23 protein-coding genes and 1 riboswitch are annotated in these 25,916 nt (G+C 70.9%); of the genes, 10 read left to right on the top strand and 13 right to left on the bottom strand.

The features are described from left to right. Window position 1 precedes the first annotated feature (1 nt). The 5 genes from MWU75_RS11380 to MWU75_RS11400 all read right to left on the bottom strand — a co-directional run bounded on the left by MWU75_RS11380 (window position 2) and on the right by MWU75_RS11400 (window position 5,336). Window positions 2-712, bottom strand: coding sequence for a response regulator transcription factor (locus MWU75_RS11380; protein WP_348647762.1), 711 nt, complete (start codon window positions 710-712; stop codon window positions 2-4). Continuing rightward, entirely contained in the window at window positions 709-1,926 is a 1,218-nt protein-coding gene (locus MWU75_RS11385; RefSeq protein ID WP_247090700.1) for a sensor histidine kinase, read from the bottom strand. Before MWU75_RS11385 ends, MWU75_RS11380 begins: the two co-directional genes overlap by 4 nt. Before the next feature lie 95 nt (window positions 1,927-2,021). Continuing rightward, complete coding sequence (locus MWU75_RS11390; protein ID WP_247090702.1) at window positions 2,022-2,471, bottom strand: GNAT family acetyltransferase; 450 nt, start codon at window positions 2,469-2,471, stop codon at window positions 2,022-2,024. Window positions 2,472-2,506: 35 nt separating this feature from the next. Continuing rightward, the gene (locus tag MWU75_RS11395) at window positions 2,507-4,648 is read right to left on the bottom strand and encodes an MMPL family transporter (protein WP_247090704.1); all 2,142 of its coding nucleotides are present in this window, start codon (window positions 4,646-4,648) and stop codon (window positions 2,507-2,509) included. Between the two features lie 121 nt (window positions 4,649-4,769). Then, window positions 4,770-5,336, bottom strand: a complete 567-nt coding sequence (locus tag MWU75_RS11400) for a TIGR03086 family metal-binding protein (RefSeq protein ID WP_247090706.1) — start codon at window positions 5,334-5,336, stop codon at window positions 4,770-4,772. Window positions 5,337-5,355: 19 nt separating this feature from the next. Here MWU75_RS11400 and MWU75_RS11405 point away from each other — a divergent pair, with 19 nt between their 5' ends. Further along, window positions 5,356-5,916, top strand: a complete 561-nt coding sequence (locus tag MWU75_RS11405) for a methyltransferase domain-containing protein (RefSeq protein WP_247090708.1) — start codon at window positions 5,356-5,358, stop codon at window positions 5,914-5,916. 90 nt (window positions 5,917-6,006) lie between these two features. Here MWU75_RS11405 and MWU75_RS11410 read toward each other — a convergent pair whose 3' ends face one another. The 4 genes from MWU75_RS11410 to MWU75_RS11425 form a co-directional block, all read right to left on the bottom strand. Continuing rightward, window positions 6,007-6,300 carry a GNAT family N-acetyltransferase gene (locus tag MWU75_RS11410; protein WP_247090711.1) on the bottom strand — a complete coding sequence of 98 codons (294 nt, stop codon included), beginning with the start codon at window positions 6,298-6,300 and terminating at the stop codon, window positions 6,007-6,009. 123 nt (window positions 6,301-6,423) lie between these two features. Further along, complete coding sequence (locus MWU75_RS11415) at window positions 6,424-6,930, bottom strand: DUF4442 domain-containing protein (RefSeq protein WP_247090712.1); 507 nt, start codon at window positions 6,928-6,930, stop codon at window positions 6,424-6,426. Next, window positions 6,927-7,562 carry a DedA family protein gene (locus MWU75_RS11420; RefSeq protein WP_247090714.1) on the bottom strand — a complete coding sequence of 212 codons (636 nt, stop codon included), beginning with the start codon at window positions 7,560-7,562 and terminating at the stop codon, window positions 6,927-6,929. The genes MWU75_RS11415 and MWU75_RS11420 overlap by 4 nt, the downstream gene beginning before the upstream one ends. A gap of 81 nt (window positions 7,563-7,643) precedes the next feature. Then, entirely contained in the window at window positions 7,644-8,405 is a 762-nt protein-coding gene (locus MWU75_RS11425) for a CPBP family intramembrane glutamic endopeptidase (RefSeq protein ID WP_247090716.1), read from the bottom strand. A gap of 190 nt (window positions 8,406-8,595) precedes the next feature. Between MWU75_RS11425 and MWU75_RS11430 the strand changes: the two genes are divergently transcribed. The 3 genes from MWU75_RS11430 to MWU75_RS19980 all read left to right on the top strand — a co-directional run bounded on the left by MWU75_RS11430 (window position 8,596) and on the right by MWU75_RS19980 (window position 14,086). Next, the gene (locus MWU75_RS11430; RefSeq protein ID WP_247090718.1) at window positions 8,596-12,540 is read left to right on the top strand and encodes a cell wall-binding repeat-containing protein; all 3,945 of its coding nucleotides are present in this window, start codon (window positions 8,596-8,598) and stop codon (window positions 12,538-12,540) included. Between the two features lie 173 nt (window positions 12,541-12,713). Continuing rightward, complete coding sequence (locus MWU75_RS11435) at window positions 12,714-12,971, top strand: hypothetical protein (RefSeq protein WP_247090720.1); 258 nt, start codon at window positions 12,714-12,716, stop codon at window positions 12,969-12,971. Next, window positions 12,971-14,086, top strand: a complete 1,116-nt coding sequence (locus MWU75_RS19980; protein WP_281497140.1) for an alpha/beta hydrolase — start codon at window positions 12,971-12,973, stop codon at window positions 14,084-14,086. Before MWU75_RS11435 ends, MWU75_RS19980 begins: the two co-directional genes overlap by 1 nt. A gap of 99 nt (window positions 14,087-14,185) precedes the next feature. Here MWU75_RS19980 and MWU75_RS11445 read toward each other — a convergent pair whose 3' ends face one another. After that, entirely contained in the window at window positions 14,186-15,193 is a 1,008-nt protein-coding gene (locus tag MWU75_RS11445; RefSeq protein WP_247090722.1) for a DUF2891 family protein, read from the bottom strand. A gap of 313 nt (window positions 15,194-15,506) precedes the next feature. Between MWU75_RS11445 and MWU75_RS11450 the strand changes: the two genes are divergently transcribed. Both MWU75_RS11450 and MWU75_RS11455 read left to right on the top strand, forming a co-directional pair. Further along, a complete protein-coding gene (locus tag MWU75_RS11450) occupies window positions 15,507-16,064 on the top strand; it encodes a hypothetical protein (protein ID WP_247090724.1) in 558 nt (185 codons plus the stop codon). A 207-nt stretch (window positions 16,065-16,271) separates the two neighbouring features. Next, a complete protein-coding gene (locus MWU75_RS11455; RefSeq protein ID WP_247090726.1) occupies window positions 16,272-17,729 on the top strand; it encodes a cell wall-binding repeat-containing protein in 1,458 nt (485 codons plus the stop codon). Between the two features lie 358 nt (window positions 17,730-18,087). Here MWU75_RS11455 and MWU75_RS11460 read toward each other — a convergent pair whose 3' ends face one another. The 3 genes from MWU75_RS11460 to MWU75_RS11470 all read right to left on the bottom strand — a co-directional run bounded on the left by MWU75_RS11460 (window position 18,088) and on the right by MWU75_RS11470 (window position 21,913). After that, window positions 18,088-19,182, bottom strand: coding sequence for an ABC transporter ATP-binding protein (locus MWU75_RS11460; protein WP_247090728.1), 1,095 nt, complete (start codon window positions 19,180-19,182; stop codon window positions 18,088-18,090). Then, on the bottom strand, window positions 19,182-20,837 hold the full coding sequence (locus MWU75_RS11465) for an iron ABC transporter permease (protein WP_247090730.1): 1,656 nt from the start codon (window positions 20,835-20,837) through the stop codon (window positions 19,182-19,184). The genes MWU75_RS11460 and MWU75_RS11465 overlap by 1 nt, the downstream gene beginning before the upstream one ends. After that, the gene (locus MWU75_RS11470; protein ID WP_247090732.1) at window positions 20,813-21,913 is read right to left on the bottom strand and encodes a thiamine ABC transporter substrate-binding protein; all 1,101 of its coding nucleotides are present in this window, start codon (window positions 21,911-21,913) and stop codon (window positions 20,813-20,815) included. The genes MWU75_RS11465 and MWU75_RS11470 overlap by 25 nt, the downstream gene beginning before the upstream one ends. After that, a riboswitch (TPP riboswitch) is annotated at window positions 21,912-22,017 on the bottom strand. It overlaps the preceding gene by 2 nt. A 99-nt stretch (window positions 22,018-22,116) precedes the next feature. On the opposite strand from MWU75_RS11470, the gene MWU75_RS11475 reads away from it, so the two are divergent. From MWU75_RS11475 to MWU75_RS11490, 4 genes are all read left to right on the top strand, one after another. Next, window positions 22,117-23,019 (top strand): ABC transporter permease, encoded by a 903-nt coding sequence (locus MWU75_RS11475; protein WP_247090734.1) that lies wholly within the window; start codon window positions 22,117-22,119, stop codon window positions 23,017-23,019. Window positions 23,020-23,031: 12 nt separating this feature from the next. Continuing rightward, a complete protein-coding gene (locus MWU75_RS11480) occupies window positions 23,032-24,132 on the top strand; it encodes an ABC transporter substrate-binding protein (protein WP_247090736.1) in 1,101 nt (366 codons plus the stop codon). Continuing rightward, entirely contained in the window at window positions 24,129-24,911 is a 783-nt protein-coding gene (locus MWU75_RS11485) for an ABC transporter ATP-binding protein (protein ID WP_247090738.1), read from the top strand. Before MWU75_RS11480 ends, MWU75_RS11485 begins: the two co-directional genes overlap by 4 nt. Window positions 24,912-25,216: 305 nt before the next feature. Then, window positions 25,217-25,915 carry a CpsD/CapB family tyrosine-protein kinase gene (locus MWU75_RS11490; protein WP_348647763.1) on the top strand — a complete coding sequence of 233 codons (699 nt, stop codon included), beginning with the start codon at window positions 25,217-25,219 and terminating at the stop codon, window positions 25,913-25,915. Window position 25,916: the final 1 nt, after the last annotated feature.

Genomic DNA, 25,916 nt, shown 5'->3' on the forward strand with positions numbered 1-25,916 from the left:
CCTACAGGAGGCCGCGCTCCCGAGCCACGGTGACCGCACCGGTGCGGTTGTCGACACCGAGCTTCTCGTAGGCGTGCACCAGGTGGGTCTTCACCGTGGCCTCACTGACGAAGAGCGCCTTGGCGATGGCCCGGTTGCTCGCGCCCTGAGCCACCAGCCGGAGCACCTCGAGCTCGCGCGGCGTGAGCGTCGGCTCGGCCGGGGCACGCATCCTGCTCACCAACCGTTGGGCCAGTCCGCTGGCCAGCACCGTCTCCCCGCGGGCAGCGGCCGCGACGGCATCGGCGATGGCCTCGGGTGAGGCGTCCTTGAGCAGGTAGCCGGAAGCACCCGCCTCCACCGCCCGCACGATGTCGGCGTCGTGGTCATAGGTCGTCAGGATCAGCACGACGGGAGTCCGGCTGCGCTCTCCGCGAGCGCCAGCGGATGTCACGACCCTGGCCGCAGTCCCAGTCCCAGTCCCAGTCCCAGCCAGGATGCGGGTGGTGGCCGTGACACCGTCCATCCCTTCCCCCAGGTTGAGATCCATCAGCACCACGTCGGGTTCGGTGGCTGGCACGAGGGCCAGCGCCTGCTCACCAGAGCTGGCCTCCCCGACCACCTCCACCCGGCCGGTGGCCTCCAGCACTGCCCGCAGGCCGGACCGGACGACCGGGTGATCGTCCACCAGCAGCACCCGCAGGATCCTGGCCTGCTCACCCCTCCCGCTCACGATCCGTCGCCCGCTTTCCGGCTCGGCTCCGCGCCGGGCACCGACACGGGCAGGTGCGCACCGAGCACCGTGCCGTCCCCGGGGGCCGACTCCACCACCAGGTCACCGCCCAGGTCGCGCAGCCGGTCCCGCATCGAGCGCAGGCCGTAGCCGCCCCGCGGCGCCGGCAACGGCGCGGCGTCCTCCCACGCCGCGGCGTCGAACCCGACGCCGTCGTCGGCCACGTCGAGGCGCACCTGGTCCGGTGCCGTCGTGAGGGTGACCATCACCCGGCTGGCCCCGGAGTGCTGGCGGACGTTGGCCAGCGCGCTCTGGGCGACGCGGAGCAGGGCCACCTCCTGGGCGGTGGCCAGCGGTGCCTCCGGCCCGTCGACGGTGAAGTCCGCGACGATGCCGCTCTCCGACGACATGCTCTCCACCAGACGGGACAGGGCTGCCGACAGCCCGGAGCCCTCCAGGGCCGCGGGCGTGAGGGCGTTGACCACGCGGCGGGACTCCTCCAGGTTGTCCCCGGCCGTCTCCTCGATCCGCCGCAGGAGGGTGTGCAGCTCCGCCGGATCCTGCTGGTGCTCACCCGCCCGGGCCAACAGCAGGATGGAGGAGAAGCCCTGCGCCAGGGTGTCGTGGATGTCGCGGGAGAGCCGGGTGCGCTCGGCCAGCGCACCGCTCTCGCGCTGGGTCCGCGTGAGGTCGTCGTGCAGCACCACCATCTCCTCCTGCGTGGCGACCAACCGGTCCACGAGCTCCTGCCGCTCAACGGCCTCCCGTGCCAGGAGCTGCTCGCCTCGCGAGGCGGCGAGCGCCACCAGGCACCCAATGGCGGGCCCGAGGATCGCCCCCGCGAGGTGCGTGCCGAGGTCGATCTGGACGCCGATCACCACCGCGAGGACCAGCACGGAGTAGGCCATCGCCAGCGGGAAGGCCATCAGATGCACGGACAGCAGCCACAGGGCGAAGGCCACCCAGACGAAGTCCGGCGACAGCACGACCAGCCCACCCCAGAGAAGGGTCAGCCCCAGCAGCCACCAGGGCCCGGCCCCCGCCGTGACGAACGGGGCGCGCCAGGCCGTGCCCACGACATACCAGGCCGCCGTGACCAGGACCAGAGGGATGAGCCACCGCAGCTCGGTGTCCGAGCCGACCGCGCGCACCGTGCCGATCACCAGCAGCAGCGCGAACAGCGTGTGCCGCCCCACCGCCAGCCACCGCGCCACCCCATTTTTGGGGAGTTTTTGCAGGCGCCACACGCCTTTTTGGGGAGGGTTTGCACGCCCTTCTCCCGGCACAGGGTCGCTCGGCGGGCCTTCGATCATCGCTCCGATCCCATCCGGCGCCGCGCTTCCAGCTCAGGGTCGAGGAAGCGGCCGAGCGTGATCGTCCCCTGGTCGGTGTAGCCCAGCGCCGCATAGAACTCGACGACCGCGGCGTTGCCCTGCCGCACCATGAGCTGGACCTTCGGCGCACCGCGGTCCCTGAGCCACTGCTCGCAGGCCTCCATCAGACACCGACCTACACCGTCGCGCCGCCGGCCGGGAGCGACCGCCAGGTAGTAGACCCACCCGCGGTGCCCGTCGTGGCCGACCATCGCGGTGCCGACGAGCTCCTCGCCCCGGACCGCAGCGAGCACGGTGGAGTTCGCGCCGCCCAGGGCTCGGGCGAGGTCGGCGTGCGGGTCGTTCCACGGACGGGTCAGCCCGCACTCCGCCCAGAGCTCGACGGCCCGATCCGCCTCGTGCGGCTGCAGCTCGCGAATCTCCACGCCCCGAGTGTGCCGCATCGCCACCCCCGAGCCCGTCACGCCCGAGTGCGACCAACGGCGGCGGCCGGTTGACTCGGCCGCTCAACCGGCTCGGTCGGCAGACGTCGGCCAACCGGGTCGGCCGGCAGAGGTCGGCCACCCCGGGCCACCGGGTGACTCGGCCACCAGATCCGGTCACCCACCAGCGCGAAGATCGCCGGCACGAGCACGGCCCGCACGAGGAGGGTGTCCAGCAGCACCCCGACCCCGACGATCAGACCGAGCTGGCCGAGCGTGACCAGCGGCAGCACACCCAGTGCGGCGAACACCCCGGCCAGCACGATGCCCGCGCTGGTGATGACGGCGCCGGTGTGCGCGACGGCGCGGACCATCCCCTCGCGCGTCCCGTGCGCCACCGCCTCGTGACGGGCCCGGTGCACCAGGAAGATCGTGTAGTCGATGCCCAGCGCCACGAGGAACAGGAAGGCCAACAGCGGCACCATCACATCCAGCGCTGGGAAACCGAACAGCACGCGGCCCAGCCAGGCGCCGGCCCCGATCGCCGCGGCCGAGCTGGCCACGTTGACCACCAGCAGCAGCAGGGGCGCCAGCACCGAGCGCAGCAGCACCACCAGCACGGCGAGCCCGACCAGCAGCACCAGCGGTGCCACCACCAGGAAGTCACGGTCCGCCGCGGCCGCCTCGTCCAGGTCCTCGGCGTTGGCACCACCGACCAGCACGGCACGCTCCTCGACCGGCACCTCAGGGTCGGTGACGGCGCCCCGGATCGTGGTGACCAGTGCCTCGGCCTCGGGCGTCCCGGGCGCGGCCTCACCGACCACGGTGAACCGCGTCCACCCATCGGTCTGCGTCGGCTGCACGCGCACGATGCCGTCCAGCCGGCCCAGCTCCGTCGCCACCCGGTCGGTCTCGGCGGGGCGCGCATAGACCTGCAGCGGCGCCGCCTCACCAGCCGGGTAGTGCTCGGCCAGGACCTCCAGCCCCGTCGCCGACTCCGAGGCGACCCGGAACTTCTCGGTCTGCGTCAGCCCGACCTGGGTGCCCAACAACCCGGAGGCCAGTATGCCGAGGGCCAGGACCGCGGCCACCACCACCTGGGTGGGGCGCCGGACCACGGCGCGCGCGATGCGCGACCAGACACCGGTCGCCTGCGGGTCGGGCTGGCCGGCACGCGGGATGAACGGCCAGAACACCCTGCGCCCGCAGACCGCGAGCGCGGCGGGCAGGGCGAGCAGGGCGGCCACGAGTGCGACCACGAGACCTGCGGCTGAGGCGACACCCAGGCCCTGCGTGCCGGGCAGGGTCGCCAGGGCCAGGGTCAGCAGCGCGAGCACGACGGTCACGTTGCTGGCGAGGATGGCCGGTGCCGCACCCCGCCAGGCGGTGGCCAGTGCCGCACGGTGGTCCTCGTCGCGGCGGAGCTCCTCGCGGTAGCGGCTGATCAGCAGCAGCGCATAGTTGGTGCCGGCGCCGAAGACCAGCACGCTGATGATCCCGCCGTCGAACTGGAGGCCGAAGGTCGTGCCGAGCCACCTGGTCAGGACGGAGGCGACCTGGTCGGCCACCCCGACCACCAGCAGCGGCACCAGGAAGAGGACCGGCGAGCGGTAGGTCCCGATCAGCAGCACCGCCACGATCCCGATGGTGACCATCAGCAGGGTGATGTCCGCCCCGTCGAAGCTGGAGGCGATGTCGGCACCGAACGCGGGACCGCCGGTGACGGACGCACTCAGGCCTGGCACGGCATACTCAGCGACGGTGTCGCGCACCTGCTGGACCACCTCCGCCGTGGCCGAGCTGTCGGCCCCGAGCGTGACGGGGACCGAGAGCATCGCGGCGGCGCCGTCCTCGGACGGGATCACCGGCGACACCTCGTGACCGGTCACGCCGGCCAGCGCCTCGCCCATCGTGGCGGCGGCCTCGAGGTCGCCGCGCTGCAGGGCGTCGCCACCGCGGTCGAGGACGACCAGCACGGGAGCGACGTCGCTGTCCGGGAAGGTCTGCCCGACCTGCGCCGCCACCGCCGACTCGGCGGCGGCCGGGACGGAGTCACCGCGGGGCGGCGCCTCGGTGGCGCGGATCGGGCCGAGCACGATCGCGCTGATCGCCAGGGCGACCGCGAGCACGATCCAGGCGCCGCGGCGCGTGCTGAGGAATCGGGTTGTGCGCTGGGACATCTCTCTCCTGGGATCGGGAGATCCCAGGACATCCCCGATCCAGGCTCAGCACATCGACCGTGCGGTCACAGCTGACGTCAACCGTTCGGATGAGGCCCGCCGCTTGACGGCTCCGCACCGCTCAGGTAGGCGCCCACGCCGGGTCGCGGCCGAGCAGCGCGACGAGCTGGTCGACCCGGCTCTCGGACTCGGTGGGCACCGGCGCGGCAAAGATCCCCGGCACCTCGCCGGCTCCGACGCGGGGCTTCTCGTAGGCCAGGCACTCCTCGACGGCGTCGGCCACCAGGTGCGGCCGGACGCCGACCGCCCGCGCCAGGTCCCAGGCGTGGACCGTGAGGTCGACCAGCATCTGGGAGGCGTACTCCACCAGCGGCGTCCGCCCCACCGAGGTGTGCACCGTGCCGTCCGGGTCGGCCTGTCCCCACGCAAGGACCGACGCGGAGATCGCGCGCCGCCAGGCCCCGACCGGGTCCTTGCCCAGCACGTCGCCGTCATAGCGCGAGCCCACTTGCTCCAGCGTCTCGCCGCGCAACAGGTGTGGTGCCCAGAGGTGCTCGGACGTCAGATGGTTCAGCAGATCGCGCACGTTCCACCCCTCGCACGGGGTCGGCCGGGACCACTCTCCCTCCAGCGGGAGATCGGTCACGACGCGCGAAGCCTCGGGGATCAACTCGATTGCTCTGCTCACGTGAGCCACACTAGGTGTCATGGCAGGCCGGAGCGATCGCGACGCGGTGGCTCGTGCCATGGACGCGACCCCGCGCACTCAGTTCCTGCCGCCCAGCGTGCGCCGCTCCGCGGACGAGGACCGCGCCCTGCAGATCGGCTTCGGCTCGACCTGCTCCCAACCCAGCACCGTGCTGTCGATGCTGCGCTTCCTGGACCTGCAGCCCGGGCACCGCGTGCTCGACGTCGGCAGCGGCTCGGGGTGGACCACGGCGATCATGGCCCGTCTGGTGGGCCCTGACGGCAGCGTCCTCGGCGTGGAGCTGGAGGCCCCGCTCGTCGAGCGCAGCGCTGTGGCGCTCCGGGACGTGCCCAATGCCGAGGTCCGGGTCGCCACCAAGGGCCAGCTCGGTGCACCCGACGCTGGTCCGTTCGACCGGATCCTGGTCTCTGCGGCCACCTCCAAACTGCCCGAGTCCCTGGTGGAGCAACTGACCCCCGACGGCGCGATGGTGCTCCCGCTCGCCGGCCGCCTGGTCCGGGCGACCCGGGAGGGCAAGGAAGTCGCGCCGGGCTACTACGCGTTCGTGCCGCTGCGCTGATCTGCTCCACGCCCTCTTCCGGTCACACCCGCCGCCCCAACAACCCCACTGGTCCCACTGGTTCGCGCCGGACGCTCCGCCCGCCGCCCCTCAGCGCGGGTCAAGCAGCGGCTGGAACTCTGGGTGCCGGTGGACGTACTTCTTGACGAACGGGCACGTCGCGACCAGCGTGAGCGCCGGCTTCTCCTCCTGCAGGCGCTCCAACACCCCTCGCACGAGCTTGGAGCCGATGCCCTCGCCCTCGTGGCCGGGCTCGACCTCGGTGTGCGTCAGGTCGATGGTGTTCGCGCCCGTCACGTAGTCGATCCAGCCGACGGTCTCACCCTCGACCTGCGCCTCGAAGCGGGACTCTGCCGCGTTGTTGACCACGATGACTTCGCTCATGACAGCCACTGTCCCATGTCCGGCGGGCGGGGGCAGCCTGGAGTGCGACACGGCGGGCGGTGGCAGGAGGGAGGCGACACGACGGGCCCGGTCAAGGGCGGGACCGGAGGACGGCGCGCCCGGTCAGGCGCTGGGCGCACCCGCCGGAGGCTTGGCATCACGCTTGCGGCGCACATACAACTGCTTGCGCACGCGCGCGATGAGCGCGCCGTCCTCGGCCACCACGTCGGTGTCGAACCAGCGCAGCACCTTGGACCCGTCGGCCGCGGCCTCCCGCAGCTCGGTCAGGTGCTCCTCGGTCAGCCGGAACTCCGCGCGCACGGTGGTCCGCCCCGGGGCCACAAACTCGATCTCGCCGGCCTTGTCCCACACGACATACTCCCGGCCGATGTTGTGCATCACCATGAGCATCCAGAACGGGTCGACCATCGCGAAGAGCGAGCCGCCGAACTGGGTGCCGACGTAGTTGCGGTTGAACACGCCCTTGCGCAGCGCCACCCGGACATAGCGGTAGTCCGCGGACATCTCCTCGATGCGGATGCCTGCCGCGGCGAACGGCGGCCACAGGTTCATGCCGTGCCGCAGGACGCGGTGGTCGCCCCCGAGGTTCTGCCAGGTCGGCACCTTCACGTGCTCTGCTCCTTCTCGGCCTCGGAGGCCGCCTCGTCCGGTGATCCGGTGAACATCTTGATCAACCGCTCGACAACCAGGCCGAGCAGCACGCCACCGGTGACGGCCACGGCCATCGCCAGCAGCGGGTTGTCGTGCAGCCAGTTGCCGGCGACGGTCCCGATCGCGATCGAGTAGGCCGCCCAGCTGACCGCCGCGATCGCGTCCAGGATCATGAAGAGCGGCCGGGGGAAGCGGGTCGCGCCCGCGGTGATGTTGACCGCGACCCGCCCGACCGGGATGTAGCGCGCGGCCATGATGATCACCGCGCCGCGCCGGTCCAGCTGGTGGGCGGCCCAGGCCATGGCCCGCCGGATCCGGGGGTGGTTGCTGCGCGCCAGCCCGGTCAGCCAGTGCCGCCCGATCGTGTAGGCCAGGTTGTCGCCGATGAACGCCCCGGTGGCCGCGGCCAGAAAGACCAGCCACAGGTTGGGCTCCCCCACCGACACCGACACGGCGGCCAGCCCCACGATGATCGACTCGCTCGGCAGGGGCGGGAAGATGCCGTCGATGATGCACAGCCCGAAGACGACCCACAGCACCCACGTCGAGTCGGCGTGCGTGCTGACGAACTCGTTGATCGCATCGATCACCGGCGCACTCCTCTCCCTCGACCTGCAGTCAACTCACCGGACGTCCGCGGCGTTCCCGGCCTCACGGCATACTGCCCGGGCTCACAGCCACGACACGTGCGGGGCCAGCAGGGCATAGCCGACGAACGCCACCACGTCCAGGACAGTGTGGGCGATCACCAGCGGCATCACCCGCTTGGTGCGGGCGAAGACCAGGCCCAGGATCAGCCCCATCGCCACGTTGCCGATGAACCCGCCGAACCCCTGGTAGAGATGGTAGCTGCCGCGGACCAGTGCGCTGGTGACGATGATCGTGGCCGTCGACCACCCGGCCTGCGCCCACCGCGTGAACAGGTAGCCGACCATCACCACCTCCTCCAGCAGGGCGTTGCCGACCGCCGCGAGCACCAGCACCGGGACGCCCCACCAGATGTCCGGCAGGCCGGCGGCGCTGATCGTGGTGTTGACGCCGAGCTCGCGCGCCAGGAGATAGAGACCCAGGCCGGGGAGCCCGATGAGGGCGGCCAGCCCGAGTCCGGCGACGGTGTCGTGGCCGGGACGGGTCAGGTCCAGCCCCATCGCCCGGTGCGCGCTCGTGGCTCCCCGGGGCAGGTCCTGCGCCAGCAGGAACAGGGCCAGGGCGACAGGCACCAGCGGCAGCAGTATGTCGGCGAGCTGGTAGGCCAGGTCCAGCCAGGGCCGATCTGGGACCCGGGAGGTGTTCATCGCCGTGGTCTGCGCGGACAGTGGAGCGGGCTGGGTGAGCTTGTTGATCAGCGAGAGCAGCGCCCAGACCGCCGAGGCCCCCAGACTCACGCCGAGGACGAGCACCGTCTCGGTGACCAGCCGGTTCCGATGGGTCACAGGGCAGCCCGCACGGACGTGAGGACCGGTCCGGAATCAAGGCGCATGGACCAAAGGTAACGATTGGGCTACACCTCTAGACAACTGCCGTACCGCCGGTGAGACTGCGAACGCAACCCGTGTCCCTGCGCCGATTTGTTGTGCGTCGACACGACCGGTTGCGGCGTATCCCCTCGAGTAAGGACACCAAGTGCGTACCACTTCCCCGGGAAAGCGAGCGCGGATCGCCGCGTTCGCCGCCTCCGCGGTCGTCGTATCGCCACTGGCGATCGGGACCATGTCGGCGCAGGCCGACGAGGTCCCCGAGCTCCAGCTAGGCGAGACGAAGACCTATATCGTGCAGCTGGCCGACGACCCGCTGGTCGCCTTTGACGGGGGTCATGGGCTGACCGGCACCGCCCCCAAGGAGGGCGAGAAGGTCGACGTCAACAGCGCGGCCGCTGCCGCCTACACGGACTTCTTGGCCGCCCAGCGCGCCGAGGTGCTCGCGTCGGTCGGTCTGAGCAAGTCCGACCTGGTGACCACCTACGAGGTGGCGCTGAACGGCTTCGCCGTGAAGATGAACGGCGCCGAGGCGATCCACATGAAGAGGGCGCCGGGTGTCCTCAACGTCTGGGAGGACGAGGTCCGCTACGCCGACACCGTCCAGACCCCGGACTACCTGGGCCTCTCCGGTGAGACCGGCGTCTGGGCCGAGCAGTTCGGTGGGGTCAACAACGCCGGTGACGGGGTCATCGTCGGTGTCATCGACACCGGCATCGACCCCAACAACCCGAGCTTCGACCCGACCGGCATGCCTGCGGCTCCTGCGGACTGGGAGGGCATCTGCCAGGAGAGTGGCGTCGACGAGGGCGGCGACTTCGAGTGCAACAACAAGATCATCGGCGCCCGCTGGTATGGCACGGAATTCGGCAACGACGTGATCCCCTCGGAGTACGAGTCCGCGCGTGACCGCAACGGTCACGGCTCGCACACCGCCGGCACCGCCGCCGGCAACAACGGCGTTGACATGAGCATCCTGGGCGCCGACCTGGGCACCGGCTCGGGCATGGCCCCGAGGGCCCACATTGCCGTCTACAAGGGTCTCTGGCAGACCGAGGACGGTCGCGGCTCCGGCGCCACCGCTGGCCTGGTCCAGGGCATCGACGACGCCGTCGCCGACGGTGTCGACGTCATCAACTACTCGGTGTCCGGCTCCTCGCAGTACGTCGTGAGCGCGGACGAGGTCGCTTTCATGTTCGCCGCCGACTCGGGCATCTTCGTCTCCACCTCGGCCGGCAACTCCGGTGACACCGTTGGTGTCTCCTCGGTGGCCCACAACGCCCCGTGGACGATCACCGTCGCGGCCAGCACCCACAACCGGGGCGCCCTGAACAGCGTCACCCTGGGCAACGAGGTGACCTACGACGGCGTCGGCTACGGCGGACCGCTCGAGTCGACCGCCCTGGTCGACGCCGAGTCGATCCCGGCCACTGGCATTCCCGCCAGCGAAGCCAACCTCTGCGCCCCGGGCTCCGTGGACGACGCCGAGGCCGCAGGCAAGATCGTGGTCTGCACCCGTGGCGCCTACGCCCTGGTCGACAAGGCCGACGAGGTCATCAATAGCGGTGGTGCGGGCATGATCCTGATCAACGACCCGGCGGGCGCCGGCGGTCAGAACGCCATCATCTACGGTCTCCCCGCGACTCACCTGTTGGCGGAAGATGGCGTCGAGGTCAAGGCGTACGCCGCTAGCGAGGGTGCGACCGCCTCGATCTCCGCGACGACCCCGACAGAGGTCAACGCGCCGGAGATGGCTGCCTTCTCGTCGTTCGGCCCGGCGATCGCTGGTGGCGGCGACTTGCTCAAGCCGGACATCACGGGTCCTGGTGTCGACGTCGCGGCGGCCTACCACGGCGACTACGAGACCGGTGAGCCCACGTTCAACCAGATCTCCGGCACGTCGATGTCGGCCCCCCACATCGCCGGTCTCGGTGCGCTGATGAAGCAGAAGTACCCCGACTGGAGCCCGATGGCCATCAAGTCAGCCATGATGACCACCGCACGGGACACGGACGACTCCGGTGGTCCGATCCAGCGTGGCGGCGCCGACGCCAGCCCGCTCGACTTCGGTGCCGGTGAGGTCCAGCCTGCCCCGTCCTACAACCCGGGTCTGGTCTATGACTCCGACCTCACCGACTGGGCGGCCTACGCCTGCGCCATCGGTCAGCTGGAGCTGGCGTTCGTGCCCGGGACCTGCGATAGCTTCCCGGTGATCGACCCGAGCGACATGAACTACCCGAGCATCTCGATCGGCGACCTGCCGGGCCGGCAGACGGTCACCCGCACGGTGACGGACGTGACCGGTGCCGGCGGCACCTACACGTTCGACATCGACGCCCCGGCCGGCACCACCGTCAGCGTCTCCCCGGAGACCCTGACGGTCGAGCCGGACGGCTCGGCGACCTACACGGCGACCATCACCGCCACCGAGGACGCGGTGATGGGTGAGTGGACGTTCGGTCAGCTGCGACTGGTCAGCGATGACGTCACGGTGGAGAGCCCGATCGCGGTTCGTCCGCTAGACGTCGGTGCACCCGGCGACCTGCTCGGTGAGGGCCCCTCGGGCAGCATCGACTACCAGGTCACCCCGGGCTTCAACGGGACCCTGGACACCGACATCGACGGGCTGATCCCCTCGTCCGCGACGCCGGTCGAGGTCATCTCGGACGGCCCGTCCGGCGGTCCTGGCTTCGCGGATCACGTCGAGACGATCACGGTGCCTGAGGGCACCAGGACCCTCCGGGTCTCGATCTACGACTCGGAGATCACCCCGTCGGGGACAGACATGGACCTGTTCCTGGCGACGTCGGCGGGCGCGGTCATTGCCCAGAGCGCTGCCGGTGGCTCGGACGAGAGCATCACGCTGCACGACGTCCCGGCCGGCACCTACCTCGTGGCACTCGACTACTGGAACGGCGCAGCCGGTGCCGCGGCGAACATGCCGCTGCACGTCTGGTCGGTGACCGACGCCGACGAGGGCAACATGACTGTCTCTCCGGAGTCGTCGCCCGCCTCTATCGGCGAGGCGCTCGACCTCACGGTGAGCTGGAGCGGTCTGTCGGCCAACACCCGCTACCTGGGCAACGTCAACTACGTCAACACCGGTGAGGTGGTCGGCAAGACCGTCGTCCAGGTCGACGTGGCTGACGCAGGAGACGTCGCGGTCGACCGTGTCTACGGCGAGAGCCGCTACGGCACGGCCGCGGCGATCGCGGCGGAGTACCCCGAGGGTGCTGACACCGTCTACGTCGCCTCCGGCCAGGCCTTCGCCGACGCCCTCACGGGTTCGGCGGCTGCGGGCTCCGGCATCACGCCGGGCGGCAAGCTCATGACCACGCCTGACGGCCAGGCGGCCCCGGTGCTGCTGGTCCAGCAGGACCGGATCCCGCTGGACACCCAGGCGGCGCTGACCGCGCTCAGCCCGAGTAACGTCGTCGTCCTCGGTGGCACGGCTGCCGTGTCGGCCGGTGTCGAGGCTGACCTCGGCGCCTACGGCACGGTCTCCCGCATCGGTGGCGTGGACCGCTACGAGACTGCTGCGCTGCTGGCGCAGGAGTTCACCGGCGTGTCCAAGGTCTACGTCGCCGTCGGCGAGGGCAACAACTTCGCTGACGCGCTGTCGGCCTCGGCCCTGGCCGGGTCCGAGGGTGTCCCGGTGCTGCTCACCAAGAGCGGTCACGCCCCCAACTCCCTGCTCGACGCGCTCGACGCGCTCGCGCCGGCCGAGGTGGTCGTGATCGGTGGCGAGGGCGCCGTGTCCGGGTCCGTGGCCGACCAGGTGGGCGCGACCTCGCGTCTGGCTGGTGTCGACCGCTACGCGACCAACGCGGAGATCACGGCGGCCTACCCGGCCGACGTGGCCCAGGCCTTCGTCGCTTCCGGTCAGAACTGGCCGGACGCCCTGTCCGGCGCCGCACTGGCCGGCTACATGGACGCGCCGATGGTGCTGACCAAGGCCAACGCGCTGCCGAACGTCACCGTGACCGAGCTCAACCGGCTCTCGCCGGCCGCGGTCACCCTGTTCGGTGGCACCGGTGCGGTCAGCCAGGATGTGGAGGACGCGCTCAACGCGTTGCTCCCCAGCTGGCAGTGACTCCACGGAGGTGAGCAGACGCCGGTGACCCACCGGCCCTGACACCACCAGGACGGGCCCATCCCCCTCACGGGGGGTGGGCCCGTTCCGTTGTGCGGGTGTCAAACGCCCCTCGTTCCCCTTCGTCCCCACGTCGCGACCGTCCCGAAGCGGCGCTAGCGTTGGGAGACGGCATGGTGGACCTGACCGCGAGCCCTTACCTGGCGCTGACGACGTTCCGTCGCGACGGCGGACCCGAGCTCGCAGGCACCGCCCGGGTGCTGCCCGACGACCGCTCCCGCGCCGCGCGACGGGCGTTGGGGCGTAAGTACGGCTGGCGGTTCCAGTGGTTCCGGCTCGTGCTCCTGCTCAGCCGGGCGCGGAAGCGCGGCGGGCGTCCTGTCCTGGTGGCGGTCGACCTCGAACGGCCTGGGCGGGCGGGGGTCGGTTGATGGGCAGCTACTTCTGGGCAGTGGTGGTCGTCGCGGTCTACACCCTGGTGGGCCTGCGCCCGCTGCACGGGCCGCTGCCGCTGGGGGCGGTCAGCGGGATGCTCGGCTACCTGATCGACGAGCTGCCGTTCCTGGCGATCTACTGGCTCGTCGGCTGGAGCGTGGTCATCGTCGTCGCGGGCGACCCCGGCACGGTGCAGTGGGTCACCCTCGGCATCGCTGGGCTGACGGTGCTCGGCCTGCTCGAGATCATCCGCCGCGCGGCACTGACCGGACCGGCCGTCCGGACCACGCTGGCGCACGACCTGGGCAGGACGCCGCCGGCACGATCCTGGCTCCGCCGGTGGTGCCGGATCCTGCTGGCGCCGGTGCCGCTGTTCGACCCCAGGGTGGAGCGGACCGCCAACCTCTCCTACGGCGACGCCGGCCGCCGGCACCGCCTCGACCTCTACCATCGGCGGGGCGGCCACGAGCCCGGCGCGCCGGTCCTGATCCACTTCCACGGCGGGCACTTCCGGACCGGCGGGAAGAGCCGCGAGGCACGACCCCTGCTGCACCGCTTCGCCCGCCGGGGCTGGGTGTGCGTCAGCGCCGCCTATCGGCTCGGTGCGGCAGGGGCGTTCCCGCGCTCGCTGGTCGACGCCAAGGCGGTGGTCGCGTGGGTGCGACGTCACGCGCAGGAGTATGGCGTCGACCCTTCCGTGGTCGTCGTGGCGGGCAGCTCCGCCGGAGCCCACCTGGCGTCGATGGTCGCGCTCACCCCCGACGAGCCCGCGTTCCAGCCGGGCTTTGAGGACGAGGACACTTCCGTCGCCGGTGCCGTCTGCCTCTACGGCTTCCTCGGGGAACGGGACCCGTCGTCGGCGCTGCCGTCGTCGCCGACGGCCTACCTGGGGCCGGACGCCCCGCCGTTCTTCGTCGCCCACGGCACCGACGACACGCTCGTCCCAGTGGCCTGGGCCCGTCGCTTCGTGGATCGGCTGCGTCGGGCGTCGACCAACCAGGTCGCCTACCTGGAGCTGCCGGGCGCGCAGCACTCCTTCGACAACTTCCACTCCCTGCGCTTCGAGCAGGTGGTGGACGCGATCGAGGTCTTCACGGACGAGGTCTGCTGAGACCGGGCCGCAGGTGGAGTGCCTGGAGCGGATGTGCCTGAGCTGCTGCGGAGCGCCTGCAAAACCTCCCCAAGAATGCGTGGAGGGCGTGCAAAACCACTACAAGAATTGGTGGGTGGTGGCGAGCAGGAGGAAGCTCACCAGCCAGTGGGTCGCCATGAAGTCGCCGTCGGTCACGTGGGGCAGGACGGCCGCGACCTGGGTGTCGGCGGACTGCCGCAGTATGTCGGCGCGAGGGCCGGGCAGCGACGTCGCCAGGGCGCGGAGCTGCCAGGCGCGGGAGAGCGCGAGGCCGAGCAGGTGGGCGCACTGCCCGTCGGTCGGGTCCAGGACCGTGGGCGGCTCGAGCAGGTGCTGGTGGGCGCCCTCGCCGAGGCCGGGCAGGAAGGCCTCCAGCCACGGCACGAAGTCCTCGGCCAGGACCACCTGCATGAGGGCCGCCTCGGTGAGCGCCGGGGAGAGGAAGTCGCTGCCGGACGGCTCGTCCGCCGTGCTGGCCGGCCCGTCGTCGGCGAACCAGTCGCGGGCCCGGGCGGCGACCGCGGCCACGACGTCCTCCCGTCCCAACTCGCCGTAGGCACTGTGGAGCAGCAGCAGCGCGAAGGCGTCGTTCTGGTGCTTGCCGTGCCGGATCGGGTAGGCCTGGCGCGGCAGCCAGGCCAGCACGTGGTCCGCGATCGTGTCGAGCAGCGGGGCCATGGCGGCCGACCAGGCGGGTTCCCCACGCACCGCGGCCCCGAGCATCGCAGCCCACGCCCAGCCGTAGGGCCGCTCGAAGGCCGGACGCTCCCGCAGGTAGGCCGCCTCCACGGCCAGGTGCTCGACAGTGAGACGCGCGTCCAGGAGCTCCCGAGCGGCCTGCGCCTCACGTCCCGATGCCGCCCCCGGCACCTCGGGACGCCGCCCGAGAAGCTGCACCAGGGACCACTGCATGTGGACCGACGAGTGCCAGTCCAGTGCACCGTGGAAGCTGGGATGGAGGCGCTGCGGGGTGATGTCGGTGTCGTCCGGGCCGGTGGCGACGTGGCCGGAGACATAGGGATAGGGCGTGTTCAGGACGTCGACCGCGACGGTGAGCAGGTGGCGGTCGAGCAGCTCGTGATCCATGTGCCCATCCTGCCCTCCGAAGCCAGTGTGACCAGGGTCACAGGGCGTTCGTGCAACGGCCCCGGTGTGCGCGACGTCTGTTTGGTATACGGGCCTGGGGCAAGGCCCGCAGGGTGCTGGGGACCTCCTCGGAGGGAGCACCGCGGGGATCAGGGGCAGGGGCGCCGGCGCAGGGGGCCGGCGCCCCTCCTCCCTGTCCGGGACGGGACGGACCCTGTTCGAGACGGAACAGACCCCTGCGGGACGGAACGGAGCGGGCCGCCCACACGTCATACACTCGGGACCCGACGAGAGGTGAACGAGGATGACCATCATGCGACTGCGTGCCGCGGCACCGCTGCTGGCGCTGACGATTGCCCTGGGGCTGGGGGGCTGCGGCACCGAGGCCGACGACCCGGCCGGGGGCACGGGGACAGAGACGACCAGCGAGGCCGGTGACGACAGCACGGCGACCGACGACGCCCCGACGACCGAGGAGCCTACGATGACCCCGACCCCGACCGACCCGGCTGACCCGACCGGCGGCACCGCGCTGCCCACCGGACCGGTCAGCGACGAGATCATCGCCCGCGACAACGTGCAGGCGGCCATCGCGGACCTGGCCGAGCGGGAGGGTGTCGACGCCGGGCAGGTGAGCGTGGCCGGCTTCACGGCCGTCACGTGGAACGACGGCAGCATCGGCTGCCCGGAGCCGGGGATGATGTACACCCAGGCCCTGGTGCCCGGCCACATGCTCGTCCTCGAGCTGGACGGGCAGTTCTTCAGTTATCACTCGGCCGACCGGGGCAGCCAGGAGGGTGTCTTCAACTACTGCGCGAACCCCAAGATCCCCACCAACCTCGGACAGGACGGCCCGGGCGCCACGATGTGACCAGGGGGCCGTGTCCGGGGCGCCCCGTCCATCTGCAGACTGACGATCACGTAGTCCCACAGGCTGATTCAGCACATCGTCGCTGGTGGAGGGGTGCGCAAAAGTACCCATTGACGGTTCCGCTGATCGGCGGGAGTCTGGGAGCGCGCCGACGGGCACCCGTGGCGGGAAAACCTGCCTACCCGTGGCGCACCCCTGGAGGGAACCATGGCGCCACATCGCAGCCGCCTGTCCGCACCACCCACGACCCGACCCGATCACCGCAGATGGCGCCCCATCGCCGCGATCGGTGCCGCGGGTCTGCTGGCCGTCGCAGCGGCCGTCCCCGCCTCGGCGGTAGACCTCGGTGACTGGGACGTCACCGGAATCCAGTTCGTCAACGTCGACTGCTCCCGCAACGAGTATGTCGTGGACCTCACCCTCACCGGCACCACCGATGACGGCGGCGGTTTCGACAAGGTGATCGTCTCCGTCTGGGATGACCAGGTGGAGAAGGACGCTCGGACCCTCGAGGTCCCGGTCGGGTCGACCGTCGACCGCACCGCCTTCCTGTCCTTCGTGGGGACCTACGGCTCCGGCGCGCCGGGCGTCGGGATCTATGTCTACGAGGCGGACTCGGCCGGCACGCAGGGCTCGCTCATCGACTACATCGACCCGTTCTATCCCGAGGACCAGGAGGGTCCGTGCGACTTCGACGTCGAGCGGATCGGCGGCCCGGACCGGATCGCGACGGCCGCGCTGCTGGCGCAGCGGTTCATCGTGGCCGACACCGTCGTGGTGGCCAAGTCCACGGACTACCCGGACGCCCTGACCGCGGCGCCGCTGGCCGACCAGGAGGCCGGCCCGCTGCTGCTCACCAAGCCGACGCACCTGCCGAGCGCGACCGCCGCGGAGATCACCCGGTTGCAGCCCACCACCGTCATCGTGGTCGGCGGCACCGCCTCGGTCAGCCAGGACGTGGTCGACGACATCCAGGACCTGGCGCCCGGGGCGACCATCGAGCGCCTCTACGGCTCCGACCGCTACGGCACGGCCGCGGCGGTGGCCGCCGAGATCACCCAGGACAGCACGCAGCAGGTCTTCCTGGCCACCGGCCAGGGCTTCCCGGACGCGCTCGTGCTGAGTGCCCTGGCCGCCCGCGAGAACGCCCCGCTCGTGCTCGCCAAGGCCGACTCGCTGCCGGCCGCCACGGAGGCCTTCCTGGAGTCGACGACCTATGACGACCTGTATGCCGCGGGCGGCACCATGGTGCTCAGCGACGCAGTGGTCGACGAGGCCGCCATGATCGGCGGTGCCACCGCCACCCGCTACTCAGGCGCGGACCGCTATGAGACCGCGGCCGACGTGCTCGCGCAGTTCCCTGCCGAGGGCAAGGTGATGGTCGCCACGGGCGAGGAGTTCGCTGACGCACTCACCGCCGTCCCGGTGGCGGGCCGGACGGGCGCGGGCATCGCGCTGTCCCGACCCGACTCGGTGCCGGCGAGTGTCATGACGGAGATCGAGCGGTTGACCGACGGGTTCTCCTACCCGCTGGTCAGCATCGTCGGCGGCGAGGCCGCGCTCAGCTCGGACGTCTACGACCAGCTGCTGGCGCTGTTCCCCGTCTCGGCACCGCCGGAGCCGGCAGCACCGGGCAGTATGTCGAGCAACAACCCTCAGGAGTGAACCAGGTCCTGTGACCAGCGCTCACCGAGCGCATCCGACCCGCGACCCCCGGCCTCTTGCCAGCCGGGGGTCGCGGCCTCCTCGAAGTCCACGCTCGCCGCGTGCTCAAGGCACAGCAGCGTGCCGCCGACCCAGATTGCCCCCGACTCAGCACACCGCAAGCTCATGCACCGGCGCATGGTCCATCCCCTCTGCGAACGATCCCCAATGCCTTCACCATAGAGCGCCCACCCCGACGGGTCGAGGGAGTTGGGACAACTTTGACTATCCCCATACACCCCCGAGATGCAGTGCGCCACAAGCGCATCAGGCAGCAAGCGGCGCCACGAGTGCGCGCTCAGGTGGGGTGTCGCGGGCTCTACGGGCCGAGGCGGGCCATCCCCACCGCGTGGGCCCGCACCCGGCACCTGTCCCCCGCCCTAAGTGTGGCGTGTTGGTCGGCCAGGGCCTCGACGACACCGACGCCGTCCAGGTCGAGCTCGACGCGGACCGCGTCGCTGATGGCGCCCGCTGACACGACCGTGCCCTCGAGAGAGCCGGCGGGGTCGACGCGCAGGGCGGAGCGGCGCAGGGCGAGCGTCGACCCGTCTCCGTCGACAGTCGACCTGCCTGCGTCGGCACTCGACCCGCCCGTTCCGGCCTGCCGGGGCGTCCTGGCCTCCGTCGCGGCCAGCACGCGGCGCGCGGGATCTCCCGTGAGGAAGGTGCTGAAGCCGATGAACTCGGCGACCTGGCGGGTCGCGGGCCGGGTCCACACCTCCTGGGTGGGTCCGTGCTGGACGATCCGGCCATCGAACATCAGCGCCATCCGGTCGGCGAGGGTGAACGCCTCGTCGTGGTCGTGGGTGACCAGGAGTGCGGTGGTGCCCGTCTGCGTGAGGATGCCGCGCAGGTCGCCGGCCAGCCGCTCCCGCAGGCTCCGGTCGAGCGCAGACAGCGGCTCGTCCAGCAGCAGCAGCCGCGGCTCGGCGGCCAGCGCCCGGGCCAGGGCCACACGCTGTTGCTCGCCGCCGGAGAGGGTGGACACCTCGCGGGAGCCGTAGCCGGGAAGTCCGACGGTCTCGAGGAGCTCCTCGACGCGCTCGGTCACGGCTGAGGGCGCAGCACGGCGCGCTCGGTCGGGGTTGGGACGGCGGTCGGGGTTGGGGCGGCGCAACGAGAGCGGGTAGCGGATGTTGCCCGCGACATCGAGGTGCCGGAAGAGCTGGCCGTCCTGGAACATCAGGGCAAAGCCACGCCTGTGCGTTGGCACGCCGGCGAGGTCAGTGCCGTCGAGGGCCACCGTCCCGGTGGCCAGCTCCTCGAGCCCGGCGATCGCCCGCAGCAGGGTGGACTTCCCGCAGCCCGACGGGCCGAGGACCGCCAGCACCTCACCCTCCGGCACGGTCAGGGTCACGTCGGCGACCGCGACCGTCGACCCGAAGCGGACACCCACATCGTTGAGCTCGAGCACTAGAACGCACCCACACTTCCGACCCGGAGTCGCTCCACCAGGCCCATCACGGTCACGGTCAGCAGGGCGAGCACCACCGAGGCGGCGAGCGCCATGCCGAGATTGTCCACGCCCGGCCGGCTGATCAGTTGATAGATCACCACCGGGACGGTCGGTCGGTCCGGTCGGGACAGGAAGCTGGTCGCGCCGAACTCGCCGAGGGAGATCGCGAAGGCGAACCCGGTGGCGGCCAGCAGCGGCCGCCACAGCACCGGCCCCTCAGCCGTCGACGCCGCACGCAACGGGCCGGCCCCAAGGGCGGCAGCCGCCTGCCGCAGCCGCGGATCCACGGACCGCAGCACCGGCGCGATGGTGCGCACCACGAGGGGCAGCGCCACGAGCGCCTGCGCGATCGGCACCAGCACCGCCGAGGTCCGCAGGTCCAGCGGCGGTCGGTCGAGCGTGATGAGGAAGCCGAAGCCGACGGTCACCGCCGAGATGCCCAGCGGCAGCATGAACGCCCCGTCCAGGGCACTCACCACGCGCCGGCCAGCCGCACGACGCGGGCGCCGGGACACCACGACCGCGACGCACAGCCCCAGCAGGACGGCCAGCACAGTGGCGTCGACCGCCGTGCGCAGCGAGTTCTCCACGGCCTCCATGATGCTGACCCGCAGCGCGGGCGACGCCCCGGGCTCAGCGAGCAACCGGTAGTTGTCCAGCGTCCAGCCGCCCCCGTCACGCAGCGACCGCCACACCAGGGTGAGCACCGGCAGCAGGATGAACCCCACGACCACGCCCGCCACCACCAGCAGCGGGCCATCCGCGCGGCGGGGCGCCCGGGCCACCCCACGGGTCCGGGTGAGGCTCTGCTCGGTGCGCGCCCTCCCCCGGGCGGCGAGCGCCAGCATCACCACGACCGCGAGCAGCTGGATCACCGACAGCACGGCCGCCGCCTGCAGGTCCAGGAACTCGGTGGTCAGCAGATAGATCTCGCTCTCGATCGTGCCGTAGCGCAGGCCACCGAGGGTCAGCACGACCCCAAACGCGGTGGAGCAGAAGAGGAAGACCAGTGTCCCGGCCGAGATGATCGAGGGCATCAGGGCCGGCAGGGTCACGGTGCGGAAGACCCGCCCGGGCGAGGCCCCCAACGCGGCCGCGGCGTCCTCGGCGCGCCGGTCCAGCCCCTCCCACATGCTGCCCACGGTGCGCACGACGACCGCCAGGTTGAAGAAGACATAGGCCAGCAGGATCGCGACCCAGCTGCGGTCCCAGCCGAGGAAGCCCAGCGGCCCCCCGCTCGAGAGCAGCGCCCGGAACATCACCCCGACCACCACGGTGGGCAGCACGAACGGCATGACGACCACGGCCCGCAGGACCGCCCGGCCGGCAAACCGCAGGCGATACAGCACAAAAGCCAGCGGCAGCCCCAGCAGGAGGGTCAGCGCGGTCCCGGCTGCCGCCATACTGACCGTGAACCACAGCACCCGCGCGGTGCGGGGGCGGCCGAGCACCTCCGCGACCCCCGAGAAGTCCCAGGCACCGTCCGGATGGAAGCCGCGCATCAGCATGCCGCCCACCGGCAGCACGAAGAAGACCGCCAGGAACGCCAGCGGCACCAGGGCGAGGAGACCGACCCCGAGCGCCGGGATCAGCCGGTCGCGATGTCGGCCCACGCGCGCACCCAGTCCTCGCGGTGCTCCTCGATCAGCGCCGGGTCGACCTCGATCGGCTCGGTGGCGACCTCCGCCCACTGCGCCCACAGCTCGGGTAGCTCGACGTCGGTGACCGGGTAGACGTACATGGAGTCCGGGATCGCCGCCTGCACCGGGTCGGTGAGGAGGTAGTCGACCAGGGCCCTTGCGCCCTCGGGGTTGGCGGCGCCCTCGAGGACCCCGGCATACTCCACCTGGCGGAAGCAGGTGTCCAGGAGCGCGCTCGTGGTGGGCTCCTCACCACCCTCCGGGATGGTGAAGGGCGGGCTGGACGCATAGCTCAGCACGATCGGCCGGTCACCGCCGCTGAAGGTGAAGTCGACGCCGTAGGCGTCGGACCACCCGGAGGTCACGCGGGCACCGTTGGCCATCAGCCCCTCCCAGTAGTCCTGCCAGCCGTCCTCGCCGAACTCCCCGACGGTGGCGATGAGGAAGGCCAGGCCCGGGCTGGAGGAGCTGGCGCCGGGGGTGACGAACAGGTCGCGGTAGACCGGGTCGGTCAGGTCCTCCAGAGTCTGCGGGGGCTCCAGGCCCTCGGTCGCGAACCAGGCGTCGTCCACGTTGACGCAGACGTCGCCGAAGTCGACGGGCGTCAGGTAGTCGGCGGCCTCGCCGGGCAGCGCGTGGTCACTCACCCCGGGCGGCAGCTCCGAGGGAGAGTATGGCGTGAGCACGCCCTCCCCGACCGCGCGCGTGGCGAAGGTGTTGTCGATGCCGAAGACGGCATCGCCGATGGGGCTGTCCCTGGTCAGGACCAGCTGGTTGGTCAGGCTCCCCGCGTCACCGGAGGCCTGCACGACCAGGTCGTAGCCGGTCGCCTCGGTGAAGCCGTCGAGCACCTCCTCCGGCACGGCGAACGAGTCGTGCGTGACGAGCACGACCTCCCCACCTGCTGGGGAGACCTGGTCCGTCTCCCGCGCGCTGTCGGGGGGACTCTGCCCGCTCTCCGGCTTATCCTCGCCCAGCAGGGTGCAGCCCGTGAGGGCCAGTGCCGCCGCGGCCGCGCAGACCGAGACTCGGATATGGCTGTGTGACATGTCGTCTCCTTCGACTGCCTCCGCCGGTGCTAACCGGATCAGGTTCGAGGGTCTGCGGCCCGGTGCCGCACTCTCAGCGCTCATGCGCTCCCCTGTCGTGCCCACCAGCCTAGATCACGACGCGGCGAGCGCCCTGATCGGGCCACGTCGGTTAGGCTTCCCGTCCGGAGCACTCGCGCGACGGAAGGGCAGACCCAGCCCCCATGGTGACCGGACCAACCCAGGACGAGGGCGGCCTCGTCTCGCAGGCTGACCACCTCGGTCAGTCGCTGCGCGTTGCCGCCGACGCCCGCCGGTCCCGCCGCACCCAGCGCGTCCGCAAGCTCGTCCTCAGCCTGGCGGTCCTGGTGGTGGCCCTCGCCGTGTGGTGGCTGGTCACTGCGCTCGAGCTGGTCCAGCCTCTTTATCTGCCGTCGCCGGCCGCGGTGTGGCAGGCCTTCGTGGAGTCCAACACCTGCCGGGAGCTGGAGAGCGGCCGGACGGTGTGCGGGGAGCAGAACTACTACATGTGGGAGCACCTCATCGCCTCGATGCAGCGCATCGCGGTCGGGGTGGGCGTGGCGATCGTCCTCGGGCCGCTCGTCGGCTTCCTGATGGCCAGCATCGGGTGGCTCAACACCGCCCTGGAGCCCTACCTCAACTTCCTGCGGGCGCTCCCGCCGCTGGGCTACATCGGTCTGCTGATCGTGTGGTTCGGCATCGGCAACACCAGCAAGTACTGGCTGCTCTTCCTCGCGGCGTTCCCCCCGATCGTGATCGCCACGATCAACGGGGTGCGCGGCGTGCGGGAGGACAGCATCCACGCCGCCCGCTCGATGGGGGCCAGCCAGTGGCAGGTGGGGCGCCACGTCATACTCCCCGCGACTCTGCCCGAGGTGATCGGCGGCATCCGGATCGCCGTCGGCTTCGCGTGGACCACGGTCGTGGCGGCCGAGCTGAACGCCGGCATCCCCGGCATCGGCGGCCTGGCCTACGTCTCCGGGCAGCAGCTCCAGACCGCCCTGACCATCGCCTGCATCATCGTCATCGGCCTGGCGGCCGTGGCGCTCGACGCCCTGCTCAAGCACCTCGGGACACTGCTCGTGCCCTGGTATGGCCGGGCCTGACAAGGAGAAGACATGACCCAGAACCGGACCCACCGATCCCGAGCCACCGGCGCCGCCGCGGTGGTCGCCGCGGCGGCCCTCGCGCTCGCCGGGTGCGTGGACGAGAACCGCACGAGCAACCCCGACGAGGAGGAGGGCACAGCTGGTGGCGGGGCCGCCTCGGAGTGCCCGGTCGAGGTCAACGAGGACATCGACGTCGCGGTGAGCGTCGGCTACCAGCCGATCCCCAATGGCGACCTGGTGGTGCGGGACCTGGGGTGGCTGGAGGCCTGCATGCCGAACGCCGACATCACCTGGGTCAAGGTCGCCTCGGGCGGTGAGATGGTCCAGGCCTTCGGCTCCGGGTCGGTCGACCTCGGCCTGGTCGGCTCCAGCCCGGCCACCAAGGCGGTCTCACCGCCCAACAACATCGACATGCAGGTGATCTGGATCCACGGTGTCATCGGCGAGGCCGAGTCGCTGGTCGTGCAGGAGGGTGAGGGCGAGACCCTGGCCGACCTCGCCGGCAAGACCGTCGCCGTGCCGTTCGCCTCGACCGCCCACTACTCGCTGCTCGCGGCGCTGGAGCGGGACGGGATGAGCACGGCCGACATCGACCTGATCAACCTGTCCCCGGACGCCATGCTCGCCGCGTGGGACCGCGGGGAGATCGACGCCGCCTGGGTGTGGGCCCCGACGCTGCCGCTGCTGACCGAGACCGGCCACATCATCCTGTCCGCCGCGGACACCGCCGAGGCGGGTGCGCCGACCTTCGACCTCGCCGGTGCCACCACCGAGTTCATCGAGGCCAACCCTGAGTTCATGCAGGTCTGGACCGCCGCACAGGACCAGGCGGTGCAGCTGATCCAGGACGACCCGGACGCCGCGGCCGAGTCGATCGCCGTGCAGCTGGGCATCACCCCGGAGGAGGTGCTGGACCAGATCGGCGGCTACACCTTCCTCACCGCCGCCGAGCAGGCCGGTCCGGACTACTTCGGTGGCCAGCTGGCGCAGGACCTCATCAACACCGCTGACTTCCTGGTCACCCAGGAGGAGATCGACGAGGTCAACACCGTCGAGGCCTACGAGGCGGCCATCTTCAGCGACGCGATCAACCAGGTCGCCGGTCAGTGAGCTTCACCCTGGACGGCGTCTCGCAGCGGTATATCACCGACAGCGGGGAGGTCGTCCACGCCCTGGCCGACACCTCGCTGGAGGTGCCCACCGGCCAGTTCCTCTGCGTCGTGGGCCCGTCCGGGTGCGGCAAGACCACCCTGCTCAAGATCCTGGCCGGCTTCCTGCGCCCGACCGGCGGTGAGGCCCGCGTCAACGGTTCCGCCATCTCCGGCCCCTCCTGGGAGCGGGGCGTGGTCTTCCAGCAGGCCAACCTCTATCCCTGGCTGACCGTGCGCAAGAACGTCGAGCTGGGACTGAAGTTCCGTGGCGTCGGCGCCGCCGAGCGGCGGGAGACGGGGCAGCAGTGCCTCGACCTCGTGGGGCTGTCCGGCTTCGAGGACCAGAAGACCTATGAGCTGTCCGGCGGCATGCAGCAGCGGGCGCAGATCGCACGCGTGCTCGCCAACGACCCCGAGATCATCCTCATGGACGAGCCGTTCGGGGCGCTCGACGCCTTGACCAGGGAGCGGCTGCAGATGGACCTCCTGCAGATCTCCCGCGAGCGCCGCAAGACCGTGTTCTTCATCACACACAGCGTCGAGGAGGCAGTCTTCCTCGGTGACCGCGTCCTGGTGATGAGTCCCCGTCCAGGACGGGTCGTCCTGGACGAGAAGGTGGAGATCTCCAAGAAGTATGGTCGGCTGCTGCCGGGCAAGGAACTTCGTTCCACGCCAGAGTTTGTCGGATTAAGAGACCTCATCGCCGAGACCATCTACGCCGGGCAGGCACCCGCCTAGGCCGCACCGGTCCCGCATCGCGGAACCGCCAGAAAAGGGCTCAGCGCGCGTCGGGCCAAGGTAGACCATTGCGTCTGGCCAGGCGATCCAAGGCTATAGCCGGGGTAATGCGCAGGTATAGCGCGACATTGGCGCGACACGTTCGGTGCATTATGGTGGCCAAAACTAGTTGAAATTTCTGCCGGAAGGGTGGTCATGGCAGAGGTTGGTCGAGCCACGCCGTCTGCGCATCGAGAGAGCGCCGTCCGCGCCGTGTGGATCATCACCGACGGCATTGCCTGGGTCATTGCGATTATTGCGCCCTTGTGGACCCGGCTCGACCTGGAAGGTCACATCCTCACCGAGCGCAACACCTGGGTCGTCTCATCACTTCATCGGTGCTGGGCGAGGGCAAGAGCACCACTGCGACTAATCTCGCTCTGACCCTCGCCGAGACCGGCTTCACAGTGTGTCTGGTCGAGGGTGACCTGCGACGTCCGCGCGTCATGGACTACATGGGCTTGGAGGGAGCCGCAGGCCTCACCGAGGTCCTAGTCGGTCGCGCCGAGGTCGAGGACGTTATGCAGCCCTACGTGACCAACATGCGGGTCATCGGGTGCGGCCAGATCCCGCCGAACCCCAGCGAGTTGCTCGGGTCCAACGCGATGAGCCAACTGATGGAGAGACTAGCCAACGAGTTTGACTACGTCATCATTGATGGGCCGCCGATGATGGCCGTCACCGACTCGGCAATCCTGTCCACCATTGCGGATGGCACCATCGTCGTCGTGGGAGTCGGGATCGTCCGTCGCGACGAGCTGCAGCGCACGCTGAACGACCTGGACCGGGTGGGCGGCAATGTCGTGGGACTCGTCGCCAACCGACTGCCGGTCAAGGGTCCGGACGCCTACCGCCAGGCCTACGAGGAGTATCGCGAGACCGTCGAGGCGCACGCCCCGCAACGCCGGTCCCGGAGCGCGCGGTCGCGGCGGCGTCGCGCCCGCAACGTGGCGGACAGCACCTAGC

Source organism: Ornithinimicrobium sp. F0845, assembly GCF_023015765.1.
In the GTDB taxonomy this organism is placed as follows: Bacteria; Actinomycetota; Actinomycetes; order Actinomycetales; family Dermatophilaceae; genus Ornithinicoccus.

Bases quoted from the DNA above. Each gene is read 5' to 3' on its own strand.
- MWU75_RS11455 (WP_247090726.1), top strand. From the start codon at position 16,272: ATGGCGCCACATCGCAGCCGCCTGTCCGCACCACCCACGACCCGACCC.
- MWU75_RS11475 (WP_247090734.1), top strand. From the start codon at position 22,117: ATGGTGACCGGACCAACCCAGGACGAGGGCGGCCTCGTCTCGCAGGCT.
- MWU75_RS11445 (WP_247090722.1), bottom strand. From the start codon at position 15,193: ATGGATCACGAGCTGCTCGACCGCCACCTGCTCACCGTCGCGGTCGAC.
- MWU75_RS11450 (WP_247090724.1), top strand. From the start codon at position 15,507: ATGCGACTGCGTGCCGCGGCACCGCTGCTGGCGCTGACGATTGCCCTG.
- MWU75_RS11395 (WP_247090704.1), bottom strand. From the start codon at position 4,648: ATGTCCCAGCGCACAACCCGATTCCTCAGCACGCGCCGCGGCGCCTGG.
- MWU75_RS11480 (WP_247090736.1), top strand. From the start codon at position 23,032: ATGACCCAGAACCGGACCCACCGATCCCGAGCCACCGGCGCCGCCGCG.
- MWU75_RS11405 (WP_247090708.1), top strand. From the start codon at position 5,356: ATGGCAGGCCGGAGCGATCGCGACGCGGTGGCTCGTGCCATGGACGCG.
- MWU75_RS11470 (WP_247090732.1), bottom strand. From the start codon at position 21,913: ATGTCACACAGCCATATCCGAGTCTCGGTCTGCGCGGCCGCGGCGGCA.
- MWU75_RS11435 (WP_247090720.1), top strand. From the start codon at position 12,714: ATGGTGGACCTGACCGCGAGCCCTTACCTGGCGCTGACGACGTTCCGT.
- MWU75_RS19980 (WP_281497140.1), top strand. From the start codon at position 12,971: ATGGGCAGCTACTTCTGGGCAGTGGTGGTCGTCGCGGTCTACACCCTG.
- MWU75_RS11410 (WP_247090711.1), bottom strand. From the start codon at position 6,300: ATGAGCGAAGTCATCGTGGTCAACAACGCGGCAGAGTCCCGCTTCGAG.